Annotated in this window: 13 protein-coding genes; 8 read left to right on the top strand and 5 right to left on the bottom strand. The window is 63.4% G+C overall.

All coding sequences use genetic code 11. The features are described 5' to 3' along the window. The first annotated feature begins 368 nt into the window (after positions 1–368). On the top strand, positions 369–2,345 hold the full coding sequence (locus tag ACERK3_04885; GenBank protein ID MFA9477626.1) for an ABC-F family ATP-binding cassette domain-containing protein: 1,977 nt from the start codon (positions 369–371) through the stop codon (positions 2,343–2,345). A 94-nt stretch (positions 2,346–2,439) separates the two neighbouring features. On the opposite strand, the gene ACERK3_04880 is transcribed toward ACERK3_04885, so the two are convergent. Next, a complete protein-coding gene (locus tag ACERK3_04880) occupies positions 2,440–2,823 on the bottom strand; it encodes a DUF4174 domain-containing protein (GenBank protein ID MFA9477625.1) in 384 nt (127 codons plus the stop codon). Positions 2,824–2,850: 27 nt separating this feature from the next. After that, positions 2,851–3,891, bottom strand: a complete 1,041-nt coding sequence (locus ACERK3_04875) for a 1-phosphofructokinase family hexose kinase (GenBank protein ID MFA9477624.1) — start codon at positions 3,889–3,891, stop codon at positions 2,851–2,853. A 139-nt stretch (positions 3,892–4,030) separates the two neighbouring features. Between ACERK3_04875 and ACERK3_04870 the strand changes: the two genes are divergently transcribed. Further along, positions 4,031–4,360, top strand: a complete 330-nt coding sequence (locus ACERK3_04870; GenBank protein ID MFA9477623.1) for a PilZ domain-containing protein — start codon at positions 4,031–4,033, stop codon at positions 4,358–4,360. Here the strand turns inward: ACERK3_04870 and ACERK3_04865 are convergent. Then, positions 4,336–5,169: a lipopolysaccharide kinase InaA family protein gene (locus ACERK3_04865; GenBank protein ID MFA9477622.1), complete on the bottom strand. Its 834-nt coding sequence runs from the start codon at positions 5,167–5,169 to the stop codon at positions 4,336–4,338. The two genes, ACERK3_04870 and ACERK3_04865, sit on opposite strands and share 25 nt — an antisense overlap. 302 nt (positions 5,170–5,471) lie before the next feature. Between ACERK3_04865 and metH the strand changes: the two genes are divergently transcribed. Both metH and ACERK3_04855 read left to right on the top strand, forming a co-directional pair. Continuing rightward, the gene (gene metH, locus ACERK3_04860) at positions 5,472–9,008 is read left to right on the top strand and encodes a methionine synthase (protein MFA9477621.1); all 3,537 of its coding nucleotides are present in this window, start codon (positions 5,472–5,474) and stop codon (positions 9,006–9,008) included. Positions 9,009–9,212: 204 nt separating this feature from the next. After that, on the top strand, positions 9,213–9,914 hold the full coding sequence (locus ACERK3_04855; GenBank protein ID MFA9477620.1) for a tetratricopeptide repeat protein: 702 nt from the start codon (positions 9,213–9,215) through the stop codon (positions 9,912–9,914). Positions 9,915–10,140: 226 nt separating this feature from the next. Here ACERK3_04855 and ACERK3_04850 read toward each other — a convergent pair whose 3' ends face one another. Further along, positions 10,141–11,307 carry a type IV pilus twitching motility protein PilT gene (locus tag ACERK3_04850; GenBank protein ID MFA9477619.1) on the bottom strand — a complete coding sequence of 389 codons (1,167 nt, stop codon included), beginning with the start codon at positions 11,305–11,307 and terminating at the stop codon, positions 10,141–10,143. A 115-nt stretch (positions 11,308–11,422) separates the two neighbouring features. Next, positions 11,423–13,201: a GspE/PulE family protein gene (locus tag ACERK3_04845; GenBank protein ID MFA9477618.1), complete on the bottom strand. Its 1,779-nt coding sequence runs from the start codon at positions 13,199–13,201 to the stop codon at positions 11,423–11,425. Positions 13,202–13,467: 266 nt separating this feature from the next. Between ACERK3_04845 and ACERK3_04840 the strand changes: the two genes are divergently transcribed. The 4 genes from ACERK3_04840 to ACERK3_04825 all read left to right on the top strand — a co-directional run bounded on the left by ACERK3_04840 (position 13,468) and on the right by ACERK3_04825 (position 17,125). Then, the gene (locus ACERK3_04840; protein MFA9477617.1) at positions 13,468–14,682 is read left to right on the top strand and encodes a hypothetical protein; all 1,215 of its coding nucleotides are present in this window, start codon (positions 13,468–13,470) and stop codon (positions 14,680–14,682) included. 94 nt (positions 14,683–14,776) lie between these two features. After that, entirely contained in the window at positions 14,777–15,880 is a 1,104-nt protein-coding gene (locus tag ACERK3_04835) for a DUF368 domain-containing protein (protein ID MFA9477616.1), read from the top strand. Positions 15,881–15,968: 88 nt separating this feature from the next. Further along, the gene (gene galE, locus ACERK3_04830) at positions 15,969–16,982 is read left to right on the top strand and encodes a UDP-glucose 4-epimerase GalE (protein MFA9477615.1); all 1,014 of its coding nucleotides are present in this window, start codon (positions 15,969–15,971) and stop codon (positions 16,980–16,982) included. After that, positions 16,979–17,125 (top strand): hypothetical protein, encoded by a 147-nt coding sequence (locus ACERK3_04825; protein ID MFA9477614.1) that lies wholly within the window; start codon positions 16,979–16,981, stop codon positions 17,123–17,125. The genes galE and ACERK3_04825 overlap by 4 nt, the downstream gene beginning before the upstream one ends. Positions 17,126–17,210: the final 85 nt, after the last annotated feature.

Below are 17,210 nucleotides of genomic sequence, written 5' to 3'. Positions count from 1 at the left end.
CAATTACAGCGTGAGTAGGTCGTCTTTATATAGTCGGCGTCGGGGATTCCAAGCCGACTCGGCCGTCGTCCGCGGCCACTTCCCGTCGATGCCCTGGCTGGCAAACCAGCAGACTTGCGGTGATTCGTTCTCCCCGCCAGTCGGCCGCAGGCGCGCAGTGCCCGACTCCTCCCGCCGGGGCGGGAAAGACCTGAAAGCATAGCCGATTTACCCGATCCGTCAAGTAGTCAGACACCGCGAAACAGGGCCTCGCGGACACAGGCTTTCCAGGGCGGAGCGACTTAAGTTGCTCCGCCTCAAACCGCTTCACCAAATAACGCCCACCCGCGCGAACCGCCGCCGCCTGCGTGTGGTATCTTTCCCCGTCTATGGCATTACTCGGCATCAGCAACCTGTCGCTGCACTTCGGGCAGCGGGCGATCCTCGACGGCGTAAACCTCACCCTCGAAGCGGGCGAACACATGGGCCTCGTCGGCCGCAACGGCTGCGGCAAGAGCACGCTCATGAAGCTCGTCGCCGGCCTTGAAGCGCAAAAGCCCGACACCGGCCAGATCCAGCTCGCACGCACCGCGACCGTCGGCTATCTCCGGCAGGACCCCAAGTTCGACCCCACTCACACCCTCCGCCAGGAGGCCGCCACCGCCTTCGCCGAGCTTTTCAGCCTCCACGAACAACTCGAAAAAGTCTCGCACGACATGGCCGACGCCGCCGGCGATGAGCTCGACAAGCTCATGAAACGCTACGAGCGCATCGAGCACGAAATCGAAGCCGCAGGCGGCTATGCCGTCGACCACCGCATCGACGAAACCCTCCACGGCCTCGGCCTGACGGACGAATTCTTCAACGTCCCCGTCACCGGACTCTCCGGCGGACAGAAGGGCAGACTCGCCCTCGCCAAGCTGCTGCTGTCCGAACCCGACGTGCTGCTGCTCGACGAACCCACCAACCACCTCGACATCGCCGGTCGGCAATGGCTCGAACAGTTCCTCGCCGGCTATCGCGGCGCGGTCATCCTCGTCAGCCACGACCGCTGGCTGCTGAACCGCTGCGTCGACAAGATCTGCGAACTGGAAGCCGGCGAGCTGGTCGAGTACCCCGGCAACTACGACAAGTACCGCGTGCTGCGAGCCGAGCGATACGTTGCCCAGCAGCGGATGTACGAAAAGCAGCAGACGAAGATCAAGCAGGAGCAGGCGTTCATCGACCGTTACCGCGCCGGCCAGCGCGCCCGCCAGGCGCAGGGACGTGAAAAACGCCTCGAACGTTTCGTCTCCGGCAACCTCATCGAACGGCCGATGGAACTGGACTCGATGAACCTGCGCTTCGCCCCCGCCACCCGCTGCGGCGACATGGTCGCCGAGGCGAACAAGCTCACGATGCGCTACGACGGCAAGACGCTGTTCGAAGACTTCGACTTCAAACTCGAACGCGGCGACCGCATCGGCATCATCGGCGCCAACGGCATGGGCAAGTCCACGCTCATCCGCTGTCTGCTCGGCGAGCAGCCCCCCACCGCGGGCACGACCCGCCTCGGCGCACAGGTCGACGTCGGCCACTACCACCAGACCCACGAGCATCTGCCGCTGCAAACGACCGTGGTCGACTACCTCCGCAAATTCGTGCCCAACCAGGCGGAGCAGCCCGCGCGCGACCTCGCCGGCGCGTTTCTGTTCAGCGGACTGGAGCAGGACAAACCGTTGGGCACACTCAGCGGCGGCGAGCGCAGCCGGGCCGTGCTCGCCGGGCTGATGTCCGGCGGCCACAACGTGCTCGTCCTCGACGAACCGACCAACCACCTCGACATCCCCAGCGCCGAACGCCTCGAAGAAGCGATCGCCCAGTTCACCTCGCCGCCGTCCAGCTATTCCGGGGGCACGCAGCAGAAAAGCAGCGACGGCACACTGCTGCTGATCAGCCACGACCGCATGCTGCTGGAAAACATGGTCGACCAGCTGCTCGTATTCGAAGGCGACGGCACGATCCGCCACTTCCCCGGCCGATACAGCGAGTACATCGAATACCAACAGACCCAGCGCAACACCCAGGCCGACGCAGCCAAACCCAAGCCCGCCGCGAAAGCCAAGCCCAAAGCCGCCGACCCCAAGCCCGCGTCTGCGAAGAAGAGCAATAACAAGTCATCGCGCTTCGGCCACATGAATCAGCAGAAGCTCGAAGCGCGCATTGAAAAACTTGAGTCACGCTTGCGCAAGATCGACGCCGAGCTTTCCGACTCGGCCGTCGTGCGTGACGGCGAGCGAATCAAGTCGCTGCAAAGCGAACGCGAAACCGTGCAGGCCGAGCTCACCCCCCTCGAAGAAGAATGGGCCTCCCGCGCCGAAGAATGATGATCCCCCACAAATTCGATTCCCCCCACAAAGCCCACGGATAGCATCCGTGGGTCCCCCGCTCCCCACCCACCCCACTCCCCCGAATAAAAAATCACCCCGCAGGCTCACCCGCCGCCGCATCAAGCTTCTCAAGCAGCTCGTGAATCTTCACCGGCTTGGCCGCGGACATCAGTTGCTTGCCACCCTTGTCCAGCAGGATCAGCGCGAACCGGTCCGCCTCGACTTCCAACACCTCGCGCAGCTGAACGACGTCCGCTCGGCTCATCGGCATGCTGTCGAGATAGCCCTCGTCTTCACCAATAATGGTCGCAAGCCGAACGTCCCGCTTCGCCAGCGCACCGTGATTCGCTGACACAGCCTGCTGCTGCCACTGCAAACTGCCCGTCTCGCGAAACGGCGAAACGATCAGCAGCAAGCGATGCTCGCGCGTCAGGTCATCAAGGCTCAACGGTGAAGCGGCAGCGGAATCAGTCATCTCAGGCTCCAGCGAACAGGGCAAACGTCATGCGGAAGGAGAAAGTGCATCAACAATGGTACATCGCTCAGCCAACTCGGTCACGCGCTGACGATCAAACCCCGCCACCCCCGCGAGCGCCGCGTTCGACGTCGCGGTCGCAATGCCCCACCGCAGCACGTCCTCCGGCCCCTTGCCCGCCGCCTGCGCATCGAGCATGCCCGCCATCATGCAGTCGCCGCAGCCGACCGTGTTCACCACCTCGTCCGACGACAGCTCGCAATGCCCCCGCCACACATGGCCCTGGTGAAACAACAGCGCCCCCTCCGCGCCCAAAGTCACTACCACCCACGCCACCCGCCGCGCCATCCGCCGACCCGCGTCGATCACCGCCGCCTCATCCTTCAACGCGTCCGCCGGCTGCCCCAACGCCTCCGCCAACTCCGCACGATTGGGCTTGACCATCCACAACATCTTCGAGCCACCCGTGCCCCCCACCGGCTCGGGCTCTACATTCGCCAGCCCCGACATGTCCAGGCTCGTCGAGTCGGCCAGCAGCTTCCCGCCAACGTCCAGCACCACCTTCGCCCCGCCGCCGATGCACACATACAGCAGCGTGTCGAAGTCCGCCATATCCAGCCCCGGCGGAAGCGAACCGGTGAACACCACCATCGACCCCTGCCTTGCCAGCAGACCCAGCTTGCTCACCATCCGCTGCACATCCCGGCGCGTCAGCTCGTAGCCCGTCGTGCGAACGTGCGTGTCCGTGTGGTTTTTCGGATCGAGAATCGTGATGTTCTCACGTGTCGCCCCCCGCGCCGCGAGCAGTTGGCACATCGCTCTGCCGGGCCCGGTCTCACTGAACAGATGATCGAACTCCAGCATCTCCGCCTGCCCCACAAAGCCGGTGGCGATGTTGTCCCGGCCGATCCGCGCCAACGCCCGCGAGACGTTGATCCCCTTCCCCGCCGGGTAACGCATCGCCTCGCGCGCCAGCACGTGCTCGCCGATGTGGAAGTCGTGTACCTCCAGCACGCGGTCGATGGCGGTGTTCAGCGTGACCGTAATAATCGACGTCGGTTGGGGCATGCCGACCTTTCCTGGGGTAAGCGGCGCGTAAAATCGTGCAAAACCGCGCCATCCTGCTTAAGCGTCAACCTCAGACTAACCGATACAACTGTATCCGCCCATCGCCTGCATGAGCGTAAAAGATTTCAGGAGAATCGCCATGCCCGAAGTTGCCACCGAACGACGAGCCGACCGACGCATCCGCACCGCCTGCCCGGTGAAGCTGCGCTGCGATCGCACGGGCGTCCGCTACATCGCCGGCTGGAGCCGCGATGTCTCGGCCGGCGGAACCCTGATCGAGCTCGCCTCCTCCGTCTCGCTCAAGCCAGGCGATCGCGTCTCGCTAGGCCTCGCCCTCACCCCACGCCAGGCGCTCATCCGCTCCGGCCAGGTGGTCGAAGCCGTTGTCGTGCGAAGCCTCCGCCACGAAGCCCGCCAGCACCTCGCCCTTCGTTTCACCCAGCGTCAGCGCCTCGCCCGCGCGGGGTGATCCGGGGTGATCGGCGCCTCCGCGTCACGCCAGCGTCCCAACCGATACGCCTCCACCGCCGCGACCCAATCGCGCAGCGGCATGCCGACGCCTGCCGCACGGTGATATTGCCGGGCGAACCGTAGCCGTTCGCGCAGCGTGCAGCAGGTCACTGCCGTGCGGTCGAGGGTCGCCAGGTCTTTGATCATCTTCCGCTGCCCCAGCCACCGCAGGCCGAACCGTCCGCCGCGCGGGCAGTCGATCCACACCAGTCTTGGCTGGCCGTCGTCCTCAAGCCGAACCAGCACGTTCCGCCAGTGCAGGTCATTGTGCGCAAAGCCCCCGCGATGAATGCACGCCACCTGCTCGGCGAGTTGGTCGATAATCTGCCGACGCAGCCGAGCGTGCGCCGGGTTGCCCGCATCATCACAATGCGTCGGCAGAAACTGATCCATCGGCGGCGCGTCCGGCACGGCCCGCGTCACGATAAACGCCAAGCGAAGCCGACCCAGCACATCCCGCCGCTCGCCACACGCCACCGGCTCGGCACACGTCACCCCCAGCCGAATGATGGTCTGAAGATTGCGAAACTCCCGCCGAGCCTTCGACGCCCGCCCCCAGAACCGCCAACTCGGTTTCGCAAAACGATACTCCTTGTAAAACGTTCGCACCGCCCCCGGACGATCCGGCCCCAGCGTGCCCACGTGAATCCGAACGCTCGGCTCTTCAGAAAACGTCGGCTGCTGCGCAAAGTGCTCGCGCACCGCCACATCATCACGCAACCCAACCTCCCCGAGCGTCTCGCGGTACTGCGGAGCAGCAATGAGCATCAAAAGTTCCCTTCCAGAAACCGAGGCATCGTCCTTGAACGACATGATCTTAATACGACCACGCCGTTTCACACGTGACACATTTAGCCGCGGTGCTCGCACCGCGCTCTTCGCCCCACCACCCATACGCCACCAGCTCACGCCCCCAACTCCCTGATTCCCCACAACTTCGCGACCCGGACTTGGCTTTCGCGCCGCCCTGGTGTAACATCTATCGATCCGGATGAATGGATAGCCCTTCCCGGTCGGCACGGTTGCCGATCGCAGGGTGGCGTATTACGACAACAAGGGTGGTTTCAACCATGAGCAGTAAGTTTCTCAAACAACTCGAGAAGCGTGTGCTTTTCTTCGACGGTGCCATGGGCACGTCGATTCACGAGCAGACGGACCTCGACCTCGACCGCGATTACCTCGGCAAAGAAAACTGCACGGAGGTTCTCGTGCAGACTCGGCCGGAGGTGATTCAGAAGATTCACGAATCATTCCTCGAAGCCGGCGCGGACGGCGTCGAAACCGACACGTTCGGCGCGAACAAGCTCGTCTTCGCCGAGTTTGACCTTGTCGAGCAGACCTATGAGCTGAACAAGATCGCCGCCGAGGTCGCCCGCCGTGCCTGCGACAACTACGAAACCCCCGACAAGCCGCGATTCGTCGTCGGCTCGCTCGGCCCGGGCACGAAGCTGCTCACCCTCGGACACACCGACTGGGACACGCTGCGCGAAAGCTACGTCGAGCAATGCCGCGGCCTGATCGACGGCGGCATCGACGTCTTCCTCATCGAAACCTGCCAGGACATCCTCCAGGTCAAGTGCGCCATCAACGCCTGCCTCGACGCACTCAAGGAAAAAGGCAAGACCGTCAACGACATTCCGATCATGGCCCAGGTCACGATCGAAACCACGGGCACGATGCTCGTCGGCACGGAGATCGCCGCCGCCGCGATGGCGCTCCAGGAGTTCCCCATCGCTTCGCTTGGCATGAACTGCGCCACCGGCCCCGACGAGATGGCCGAACACGTGCAATGGCTCAGCGACCACTGGCCGCACCGCATCAGCCTGCTGCCCAACGCCGGCCTGCCGGAGCTCAAAGACGGCCAGACCGTCTACCCGCTTGAGCCCAAGCCGTTCGCAAAGAAAGTCGCCGACTTCGTCGACAAGTTCGGCCTGAACATCGTCGGCGGCTGCTGCGGCACCACCCCCGAGCACATCCGCGAACTCGTCAAAGCCGTCGGCGATCGCGCCCCCAAACAGCGCAAGCTCAAGCCCCTGCCCGCCGGCTGTACGTCACTCTACGGCACGGTCGACTACCGCCAGGACAACTCGCTGCTGAACGTCGGCGAACGCACCAACGCCTCCGGCTCGCGAAAGTTCAAGCGCCTGCTCGAAGAAGAAAACTGGGACGAGATGGTCAGCCTCGCCCGCGAGCAGACGAAGGAAGGCTCGCACGTCATCGACGTCAACGTCGACTACGCCGGCCGCGACAACGCCAAGGACATGGCCGAGGTCGTCCACCGCTTTGTCCGCCAGGTCAACGCGCCGCTGATGCTCGACTCGACCCAGCCGGCGACCATTGAAGCGGGCTTGAAAAACGCCGGCGGCAAATGCCTCATCAACTCCGCCAACCTCGAAGAAGGCGAAGAAAAGTTCGCCGAGATGTGCGCCCTCGCCACCCGCTACGGCGCGGGCCTGGTCATGGGCTGCATCGACGAAGATGAAGAAGAGGCCATGGCCCGCACCGCCGACCGCAAGGTCGAAATCGCGAGCCGTATGTTCAAGCTCGCCACCGAGAAGTACGGCCTCAAGGCCGAGGACATCATGTTCGACCCGCTCGTGCTGCCCATCTCCACCGGCATGGAGAAGGACCGCCGCAGCGCCCTCGAACTCGTCGAAGGCACGAAGCGCATCGCCGAAGCGTTCCCCGACTGTCAGATCACCTGTGGGCTGAGTAACGTCAGCTTCGGCCTGAACCCCGCCGCGCGGCAAGTGCTCAACAGCGTCATGCTCCACGAGCTGACCAAAGCCGGCATGACCAGCGCGATCGTGCACGTGTCGAAAATCCTCCCGCAGAACAAGATCGACCAGAAGCAGTGGGACGCCGCGCTGAACGTCATCTACGACCGCAAGCCTGACGAACCGGTCAAGCTCGAAGACGGCTCGAAGACGCAAGACCCGCTACAGATCTTCATCGACCTGTTCCACGGCGCGGAAGCGATCTCCACCAAGGAAGACATCGCCACGTTGCCGTTGGAAGAACGCCTGCAACGCCACATCATCGACGGCGAAAAGAAGGGCATTCACGAAACGCTCGAAGAAGCGATGGAAAAGTATGAGCCCCTGCTCATCATTAACGACCACCTGCTCGGCGGGATGAAGGTCGTCGGCGAACTGTTCGGCAGCGGACAGATGCAGCTGCCGTTCGTGCTTCAGTCGGCTGAGGTGATGAAGATGGCGGTCGCCCACCTCGAACCGCACATGGAGAAAAAGGAAGGCGACACGAAAGGCACGATCACGCTCGCGACCGTGAAGGGCGACGTCCACGACATCGGCAAAAATCTCGTGGACATCATCCTCTCCAACAACGGCTACACCGTGCACAACATCGGCATCAAGCAGCCGATCTCCGCCATCCTCGAAAACTACAAAGCCAAAAAGTCCGACGCGATCGGGCTCTCCGGCCTGCTGGTCAAAAGCGTGCAGGTCATGGAAGAAAACATCAAGGAAATGAACGAACAGGGCATCACCGCCCCGGTCATCCTTGGCGGCGCGGCGCTGAGCCGACACCACTGCGAACACAACCTCCGCTCGCTTTATGAAGGCAATGTGTTCTACGGCCTCGACGCGTTCGAAGGCCTGCGCATCATGGACCGCATCATGGCGGGCGAGACCGAAGAGCTGAACAACGACATCGACGAACGCCTCGAAAAACGCGCCAACGTCGAAGCCACCATCGCCAAGCGCGACGCCGCCCGCAAGGAAGCGAGCAACGCCGACGGCAGCGTCGCGATCGCCGAAAAAACGCGCAGCGATGTCGCGACCGATATCGACGTCCCCACGCCGCCGTTCTTCGGCACGAAGGTCGTCGAAGACATCGAGCTCGACAAGGTCTATGAACACATCAACACCATCGCCCTGTTCCGCGGGCAATGGCAGTTCAAGAAGGGCAAGCTCAGCAAGGAAGACTACGAAAAGCTGCTGACAAACGAAGTCGAGCCCATCTTCCAGCGACTGCAAAAACAGTGCAAGGATGAAAACATCCTGCATCCCAAGCTGGTCTATGGCTACTTCCCCGTGCAAAGCGACGGCAACGACCTGATCGTCTTCGACCCCGAAGACCACGACAAGGAAGTCGAACGCTTCACCTTCCCGCGACAGAGCGGCAAGAAAAGCTACTGCATCAGCGACTTCTTCCGCAGCACGGACAGCGGCGAGAAAGACGTGCTCGGCATGAGCTGCGTCACCATGGGCCAACAAGTCAGCACCGTTGCAAACAAGCTCTTCGAAAACAACAACTATTCGGAGTACCTCTACATGCACGGCTTCGGCGTCGAGTCCGCGGAGGGCCTCGCCGAGTACTGGCATCGCGTGATGCGGAAGGAACTGGGCATCGACGGCGACGACGCCGACGACGTCCGCAAGCTCTTCACACAGAAATACCGCGGCAGCCGATACAGCTTCGGCTATCCCGCCTGCCCGGAGATGAGCGACCAGGACAAGCTCTGGCGACTGCTCGACCCCGAACGCATCGGCTGTGTGCTCACCGAAAACTGGCAGATCGACCCCGAACAGTCGACCAGCGCCATCATCGTGCACCACCCCGAAGCGAAGTACTTCAACGTGTAAAAGTTCACCACGGGACGCTGCGGCCCCTCTCCCTCGCGGACGAGGGGCCGCACACCCCCCGCCCAAGCCTCAAGCCCCACCAATGCCCCCCAGCCCCCGCCGCTTGTCAGGGTGTGCAAAGGGTCTTATCTTCATGGGCTGGTTAGCCACGCACGGATGCTCGATTTTGCCTGTCAGGGTACGACCCACATGAGGTGCTCAGAGATGAACCGTATTGTTTTCCGCCACAAGTTCGCCCTCGCCGCCGCGGTGTTGCTGCTGCCCGTTGTGCTGATGAGCACGGGCTGCGAGACGCAGTCAATGATCCGCGAGAAGGGTGAGGTCGCTTACTACGGGGGCAACTATGCGCAAGCGCGTGCCGAGTATGCGCGTGCCGTGGACAATCAGCCCAGCGACTACCGGGCTCACTACCATCTGGGGCTTTCCTACCTTGAGTTGGATCAGCCCGGCCGGGCGCAGCGGTCGTTCGAGCAGGCGTTGACGCTTCGCGGGCGTGATCCGGAGTGGCGGCCGCGCATTCTCGACGGGTTGGCCGAGGCGTTGTATCGGCAGGACCGCCTCGAGCGGTTGCAGGCGATGCTGGAAGACGCCGTGCGTGAAGGCAACACGACGCACGACCGCCTTCGCCAGGCCGACTACCTGATGAAAATCGGCGACCCGGACGGCGCTCGCAACGCGTACCGCACCGCCGCCTACTTCGCCGAGGGCCGCGACCCGCGTCCCTACGTGGCGGTGGCGGACTTTTATGAACAAATCAACGACGAGATGAACGCCGTGCGGGCGCTGCGGTGGGCCTACTACGTCGACCATGGCAACCCGGAGATCGCCGAGCGTTTGCGCGGCTACGGCATCGTGCCCGGCCCCACCGTCGCCGAAGCCCCGCCGAAGCCTGAGATGCTTCGCTGACGTGCCCGCGGCCGCGGATCGACCACGGCCAAGACCGCGCGAACTCAAAAACGCAATATCAAAGATAAGGCCCACGGATATACTCCGCGGGCCTTTTTCTTTTGAGTGGGTTTCAAATCAACATACCGTACGGATTGGACATGAAACTCGGGTGCGATCGAAGCCCACGGCGTCACCCCGTGGGCGTCAGCTCAAACACAAAACCCAAGTTTGATGGGTAACCCAATCACCCCTTACCGTCGCCCGACGCGCCCGCCGGGGCTTCCGCCTCGTCGTCGGTGTCGAGCTCGACACGGCCGGTCGTGTGGCCCGCGCGGTGCACCTTCTCCAGCAACTGGCTGGGGTTCTTGCCCTTGTCGATCATGTCCTCAGCCGAGATCATGCCCTTCTCGAACAGTGACCAGAGGTGGTCGTCGAGCAACTGCATGCCGAACTTCTTGCCGGTCTGAATCGCCGAGTCAATACGGAACGTCTTGTTCTCACGAATCAGGTTCGCGATCGCCGGCGTCACCAGCAGGAACTCGTAACTGGCGACCATCCCCTTCTTGTCGATTCGGCTAAGCAACTGCTGACTGAGCACCGCCTTCAACGACGTCGAAAGCTGCACGCGAATCTGCGCCTGCTGGTTCACCGGGAACGCGTCGATAATACGGTTGATCGTGCCCGACGCACCGGTGGTGTGCAGCGTGCCGAACACAAGGTGACCCGTCTCAGCGGCGCGAATGGCGGCTTCGATCGTCTCAAGGTCTCGCATTTCGCCGACGAGAATGATGTCCGGGTCCTGTCGCAGCGCTCGGCGGAGCGCCTCGGCGAAGCTCGGCACGTCGTTGCCCACTTCACGCTGGTTCACCACGCTCTTTTTATGCGGCTGGTAATACTCGATCGGGTCTTCCACCGTGATGATGTGACGGTCCAGCGTCATGTTCACATCGTTGATCATCGACGCGAGCGTCGTCGTCTTACCCGAACCGGTCGGCCCGGTGACGAGGAACAGGCCCTGCGGCCGACGAATAAGGTCGCGAACAACCGTCGGCAGGCCGATCTTGTCCAGGTCCATCAGCTTATTGGGAATCCGCCGCAGCACGAGCGCGACGTGCCCCTTCTGCTTGAAGATCGACACACGGAAGCGGGCGCTGTTTTCTTCGTCGGACTGGTCGCCGTACGCGAAGCCGTAGTCGGAGCCGCCTTCTTCCTGAAGCTCGTTCTGCGAGCGTTCAGGCGTGATGGATTTCATCAGCTCAACGGTGTCGGCAGGTTCGAGAATCTTGGTCTTCAACTCGATGAGTCGGCCGCGCATGCGAACCGTCGGCGGCTTGCCCACGGTCAGGTGCAGGTCGGATGCTTCCTGGCGGATGACGGTGTCAAGCAGGCGGTCAATGTGGATGGTCGACATTATTTTCTCTGAATGCGGGTAGTGAATTCGCGCCGCGCATGTCCCGGCGGGCTGGCGGGGTACGTCGGCCCGCCAATCAAGTACGCGGCGGCGGGCCAACTGGCTTCATTTTACATCATGCTGCCGCATGTTCATCACTTTCGTCTCGTTCATCTTCAACGATGCCTTCAACCTGCGTGATGCGCGAGATTTCTTCCAGCGTCGTCTTGCCGTCGAGAACCTTCAGCCGACCGTCGCCAACCAGGTTGCGCATGCCCGCCTGCTCCGCCGCCCGGCGGATCTTGGTCAGCGGCGCACGGTTAAACGCCAGCTCGCGAAGCTCGCTGTTCATCACCATCAGTTCGTAGATACCTCGCCGACCGCGATAGCCCGAATTACCGCAACGCTTGCAGCCGACGGCTTTGTAGATCGTCTTCCCTTCCAGGTCGGCGGCCTTGAAGCCGCAAAGCCCCATCAGTCGACGGTTCGGCTCGGTGTCCGGCTCTTTGCAGTGTTCACAGAGCACACGCACCAGCCGCTGCGCGAGCACCGCCTGAATCGAGCTGGCCACGAGGAACGGCTTAAGCCCCATGTCGGTCAATCGCGTCATCGCCGACGGCGCGTCGTTGGTGTGCAACGTGGAGAACACGAGGTGGCCGGTGAGGGCAGCCTGAATCGCCACCTCGCCGACCTCTTTGTCACGAATTTCACCGACGAGAATCACGTTGGGCGCCTGTCGCAGCATCGCGCGGAGAATTCTGGAAAAGCTCAGCCCGATCTGCTCATTCACCTGACATTGGTTGATGCCTTTGAAGTTGTATTCGATCGGGTCTTCCGCGGTGATGATCTTGCGGTCCGGCCGATTGAGCACGTCCAACGCGGTGTAAAGCGTCGTCGTCTTACCCGAACCGGTCGGCCCGGTGACGAGGAAGATGCCGTTCGGCCGTTTGATAATATTGTTGAACGTCTCCAGCGTGTCCGGCCGCATACCCAGGTTTTCCAGGCCGATGCGCGCCGACTCCGGACGAAGAATACGCAGCACGACCGACTCGCCGTGGTACGCCGGGCAGGCGGACACGCGGAAGTCGATCGGGTCGCCGGAGATTTTCATCTTGATGCGGCCGTCCTGCGGCACGCGCTTCTCCTCGACCTTCATGCCCGCGAGAATTTTCAAACGCGCGATCACCGAGCCCTGCGTCCGCTTGGGAATGCGGTCGCGTTCGTGGCAGACGCCGTCGATGCGGTACCGCAGTCGGACGCGGTCTTCGAACGGCTCGATGTGAATATCGCTCGCCCGTGTGATCACCGCCTCGCCGATGATCTGATTCACCAGGCGAATGATCGCCGAGTTTTGTGCATCGTCGCCGTCCTCTTCGTCTTCCTTGCCCGCCACGTCCAGCGAAGACCCACGGTCCAGCGACATGTCCACCGACGTGTCGACACTGAGGTCCTGCGTGAGCTGGTCGATGCTCGCCTGCGTTTCCGAGAAGGCTTTCTCGATGTACTCCTTGATTTTACTGCGAGCCCCCAACGCCAGTTCAAGCTCCGCACCAAGGCGGAAGCGCAGGTCGTCGATCAGCGCCAGGTCCATCGGGTCGTGGACGAGCACTTTGATCTTGCCGTTCTCTTTGCCCAGCGGGAGAACGTGGTAGCGTTTGATGATGTCCTGGGGGATGAGCGGCAGGTGTTCTTTGTTGATGACGTTGGGCTGGTCCAGATCGATGAATTTCATCTCGAACTGGGCGGCGAGCGCCTTGGCCACGTCGTTCTCGCTGGCGTAGCCCAGGCCGACGATCGCTTCACCAACGCGTTTCGCCGAGCCTTCAGCGACTTTCGTCGCCTCTTCCAGTTGCTGGTCGTTGACCAGATTCCAGCGTTTGAGAATGTCACCGATGGGGCGTCGCTTTTGTGCCATACAGACTTCACCACCTTGCCTGAGCGCGGTCGAATGGAAGTTCAACAATGAGCCGGATTATGCGGGGCCGCAGGCGTCGAGGCAAATGCCGCCAGCCTTTTTACGGCCGATTCCCGCGCCGTCACACAGCGCGACACCCCCATGCTCGTCATTTTCGGTTAAACGTCGTCAAATCACAACTTGCACGACAGATTTTTTATACGCACCGCCCCATTCGCCCGCCAACCGCTCTGACCGCCGCCACGCCAGCCGCTACACTTCCCCGCATGAACACCCAAGCAAATGAGACCGCAACGCCCGGCCAGACCATGCCCACGCGCGGGCCCCTGGCGGTGATCGCGTGGGCGTGCTTCCTCGGCTGCTCGTGGACATGGGTGATCGGCATGCTCTGGCCGATCCTGCTCGTGGCCGACTTCGGCGCGTGGGGTTGGCTGGTCTTCGCGGTGCCCAACGTCATCGGCGCAGCCGCGATGGGCTTTGTCATCGCCCGGCCGCAAGCCAGCGTTGAAGTCGTCAGCGCACACCCGCAAGCCTGCTACCGCTTTTCCGAGATCACGGTCGCCTTCCATGTCTTCGCGGTCGGGTGGGTTGGCTTTTTTCTATTGGGCACGTGGGGGCTGCTCGCCGCGGCGGGCGTCGCCATCGTCGGCGTCATGCTCGCTGCAAAACGCACGACCGCACTCTCCGCCACCGCCGCCGTCACGCTCGCCTCGCTCGCCTGCCTGCTGGCCTGGCTCATCATGGGTGGACCGGAATCGCCTCACGCGGCCGCCGGCACCCAGCGCACCATGGGCGACCTCCTGCTGCTCACGCCCAGCGTCGTGCTCGGCTTCCTGCTCTGCCCTTACCTCGACCTCACGTTTCACCGGGCAAGGCAGGCGCTCGATCCCGCAGCCGGCCGGTGGGCGTTCGCCCTGGGCTTCGGCGTGGTGTTCCTCACCATGATCATCTTCACGCTGCTCTACGCCGTCGCGATGCGCCCGGCGTTCACGCAGCCGACCGAGCTCGGCACCGCCATGCCCACCTCCCTCGTCTGGGTGCTCGGCATTCACTTCACGCTGCAAGCCGGCCTCACCGTCGCCCTCCACCTGCACGAACTGATCAAGCATCGCGGCCACGGCGGAGCCCATCGCGTTGCCATGCTCGCCATTGCAGGCGGCGCGCTCGCCTTCTGGGCTGTCAGCGAACCCACACTCGACGCCGGCCGTGTCACCGGCGAGCTCGTCTATCGCGGCTTCCTGCTCTTCTACGGCCTCGCGTTCCCCGCGTACGTCTGGCTTTGCATGATCCCCACCTTCGTCCCCACCGTCGCCCCCCAAGCCAGGCTCGCCGTCTACGCCGTCACCCTGCTGGCCACGCTGCCGATGGCCTACTTCGGCTTCATCGAAGGCGAAACATGGTGGCTGCTGGCCTGCGTCATCGTCCTCGCCTTCGCGCGCGTGGTCGTCGAACGCCTGCCCGCCAACCGAACGATCGACTGACTGACTGAACTCGCCCCCCATTTAGCCGCGGTGCTTGCACCGCGCTTTTCCCCCGTTTCACTTGACCGCGTCCGAACGTGCTATAAAAAGCCCCATGCAACCCGAGTCAAAGTCCACCCCCGCGCCCGCCGGCACCCCCGGAAGCCCCGGCACCCCCGGCACCCCTGCTGTCCCTGCCGTCCCTGCCGCCGCCAGTCTCGCCCGCCTCGCGGCGCCGCTGCTGGCCGTGCGAGCCGCGCTCGGCGGGTTTCTCATGGGGCTCGCCAACCTCGTGCCCGGCATCAGCGGCGGCACGATGCTCGTCGCCGCCGGCATCTATCCGCAATTCGTCCAGGCCATCGCCAACGCCACCCGCCTGCGCTTCACCCGCCACAGCCTGCTCGTGCTCATCATCGTCGCCTTCGCCGCCGTCGTCGGCATCGTCGGCCTCGCCGGACTGCTGGGCCAACTCGTCGTCGAGCAAACCTGGATCATGTACAGCCTCTTCATCGGCCTCACCCTCGGCGGCGTGCCCGTCGTCTGGGCGATGTCACCCAAACGCGACGGCCCGTTCTGGATCGGCGCAGCAGCGGGCTTCGCCGCCATGGCAGCGCTCGCCTTCGTGCAGATGATGCGCGTCGGCGAAGACGGCCCCGACAGCAGCGGTTTCATCCTCATGTTCATCGCCGGCACGGTCGGCGCCGGCGCGATGATCCTCCCCGGACTCAGCGGCGGATACCTCCTGCTCGTGCTCGGCGTCTACGTCACCATCCTCAACGCCATCGACCAGACACGACAGGCCGTGCAAGCCGCCGACTGGGCCGCCCTCCGCGAACCGGTGCTAAGCGTCGTCCTCCCCGTCGCACTCGGCGTCTTCATCGGCATCGTCGTCATCGCCAACGCCCTCAAATTCGTCCTCGACCGCTTCCCACGCATCACCCTCGGCGTCCTGCTCGGCCTGCTGCTCGGCGCGGTCGTCGGCCTATGGCCCTTCCAACACGGCGTGCCCCCCGAAGCCGGCGAAATGCTCAAGGGCCAACCCGTCGTCCTCGTCGACGATCAACTTTTCTTCGAAAACACCGGCCGACCCGTCGAGCCCAAAGACTACCCACGCCAGTTCTTCGAGCCCGACGCCGCCCAGGTCATCGGATCCCTGACGCTCACCGTCGTCGGCCTCGCCATCACCGGCCTCGTCGCCCGCCTCGGCCGCAAGCGCTAGCCGCGAAGCGCGCCCCGCGCCCACCTCCCCCACGGCCGCTAAACTACCCCCACGTCAGTCACTCGTTTCACTTGAGGGGATCGCGCTTATGAACGTGTTGGTCACAGGCGGTGCCGGCTACATCGGCTCACACGCAGTCAAACATCTACGCGAGCAGGGCCACCACGTCGTCGTGCTCGACAACCTCCACCGAGGCCACCGCGCCGCACTCGACGCCATCGAACAGGCCAGCGGCAAGCACGTACCCTTCGAAGAGCTCGACCTTCGCCACACCGAAGCCGTAACCAGCGCGCTCGTTCACCACAAGATCGACTGCGTCATGCACTTCGCAGCGCTCGCCTACGTCGGCGAGTCCGTCACCGAGCCGCTGACCTACTACGACAACAACACCGCAGGCACGCTCAGCCTCCTCCAGGCCATGCACGACGCCGGCGTCCGCAGACTCGTCTTCAGCTCCACCTGCGCAACCTATGGCGAACCGGCCTCCATGCCCATCGTCGAAACCATGCCCCAAAGCCCCATCAACCCCTACGGCTGGTCAAAGCTCTTCGTCGAACGCATCCTCATCGACTACGCCAACGCCAACAAAGACTTCGCCTTCGCCGCCCTCCGCTACTTCAACGTCGCAGGCTCCGCCGCGGACGGAACCATCGGCGAAGACCACGAGCCCGAAACACACCTCATCCCCATCATCCTCGAAGTCGCGCTCGGCCAACGCGAACACGTCACCATCTTCGGCGAAGACTACGACACGCCCGACGGCACGTGCATCCGCGACTACATCCACGTCGAAGACCTCGTCGCCGCACACAGCATGGTCATGCAGAAACTCAATCCCGCCGACCAGCGCTTCTACAACCTCGGCATCGGCCAGGGCTACAGCGTCAAGCAGATCGTCGACGCCGCCCGCGAAGTCACCGGCCGCGACATCCCCGCCCAAATGGGCCCCCGCCGCCCCGGCGATCCGCCAAGCCTCTACGCCAACGCCGACAAACTCCGCACCGAAGTCGGCTGGACACCCAGCTACACCGACATCCATCGCGTCATCGAAACCGCATGGCGCTGGTATCGCAATCACCCCGACGGATACGCCCAGCCATGACCGAACCTGACCCACATTACGACGACAACGACGCGCCCTTCGTCCCGAGAAAGCGCCCGTTCCGCAAGCTGTTCGCCTGGCTGATCCTCATCGGCTTCGGCCTCACCCTGCTCGCGATGATCCTCATCGTCATCTTCGATTAACCCGCCCCCGCAAGGCAGTGCAGCTTAAGCTGCACTGCCCCACCCCTCCCCCAACCAGAAACCAGAAACCAAAAACCAGAAACCC

The sequence above is a fragment of the Phycisphaerales bacterium AB-hyl4 genome, assembly GCA_041821185.1.
Classification (GTDB): domain Bacteria; phylum Planctomycetota; class Phycisphaerae; order Phycisphaerales; family Phycisphaeraceae; genus Natronomicrosphaera; species Natronomicrosphaera hydrolytica.
The sequence above is the reverse complement of the archived record's forward strand: the minus strand, read 5'-3'. Positions and strand labels throughout refer to the sequence as shown.

Coding starts and splice junctions, on each gene's coding strand:
- ACERK3_04885 (MFA9477626.1), top strand. CDS start 369: ATGGCATTACTCGGCATCAGCAACCTGTCGCTGCACTTCGGGCAGCGG.
- ACERK3_04880 (MFA9477625.1), bottom strand. CDS start 2,823: ATGACTGATTCCGCTGCCGCTTCACCGTTGAGCCTTGATGACCTGACG.
- ACERK3_04875 (MFA9477624.1), bottom strand. CDS start 3,891: ATGCCCCAACCGACGTCGATTATTACGGTCACGCTGAACACCGCCATC.
- ACERK3_04870 (MFA9477623.1), top strand. CDS start 4,031: ATGCCCGAAGTTGCCACCGAACGACGAGCCGACCGACGCATCCGCACC.
- ACERK3_04865 (MFA9477622.1), bottom strand. CDS start 5,169: ATGCTCATTGCTGCTCCGCAGTACCGCGAGACGCTCGGGGAGGTTGGG.
- metH (MFA9477621.1), top strand. CDS start 5,472: ATGAGCAGTAAGTTTCTCAAACAACTCGAGAAGCGTGTGCTTTTCTTC.
- ACERK3_04855 (MFA9477620.1), top strand. CDS start 9,213: ATGAACCGTATTGTTTTCCGCCACAAGTTCGCCCTCGCCGCCGCGGTG.
- ACERK3_04850 (MFA9477619.1), bottom strand. CDS start 11,307: ATGTCGACCATCCACATTGACCGCCTGCTTGACACCGTCATCCGCCAG.
- ACERK3_04845 (MFA9477618.1), bottom strand. CDS start 13,201: ATGGCACAAAAGCGACGCCCCATCGGTGACATTCTCAAACGCTGGAAT.
- ACERK3_04840 (MFA9477617.1), top strand. CDS start 13,468: ATGAACACCCAAGCAAATGAGACCGCAACGCCCGGCCAGACCATGCCC.
- ACERK3_04835 (MFA9477616.1), top strand. CDS start 14,777: ATGCAACCCGAGTCAAAGTCCACCCCCGCGCCCGCCGGCACCCCCGGA.
- galE (MFA9477615.1), top strand. CDS start 15,969: ATGAACGTGTTGGTCACAGGCGGTGCCGGCTACATCGGCTCACACGCA.
- ACERK3_04825 (MFA9477614.1), top strand. CDS start 16,979: ATGACCGAACCTGACCCACATTACGACGACAACGACGCGCCCTTCGTC.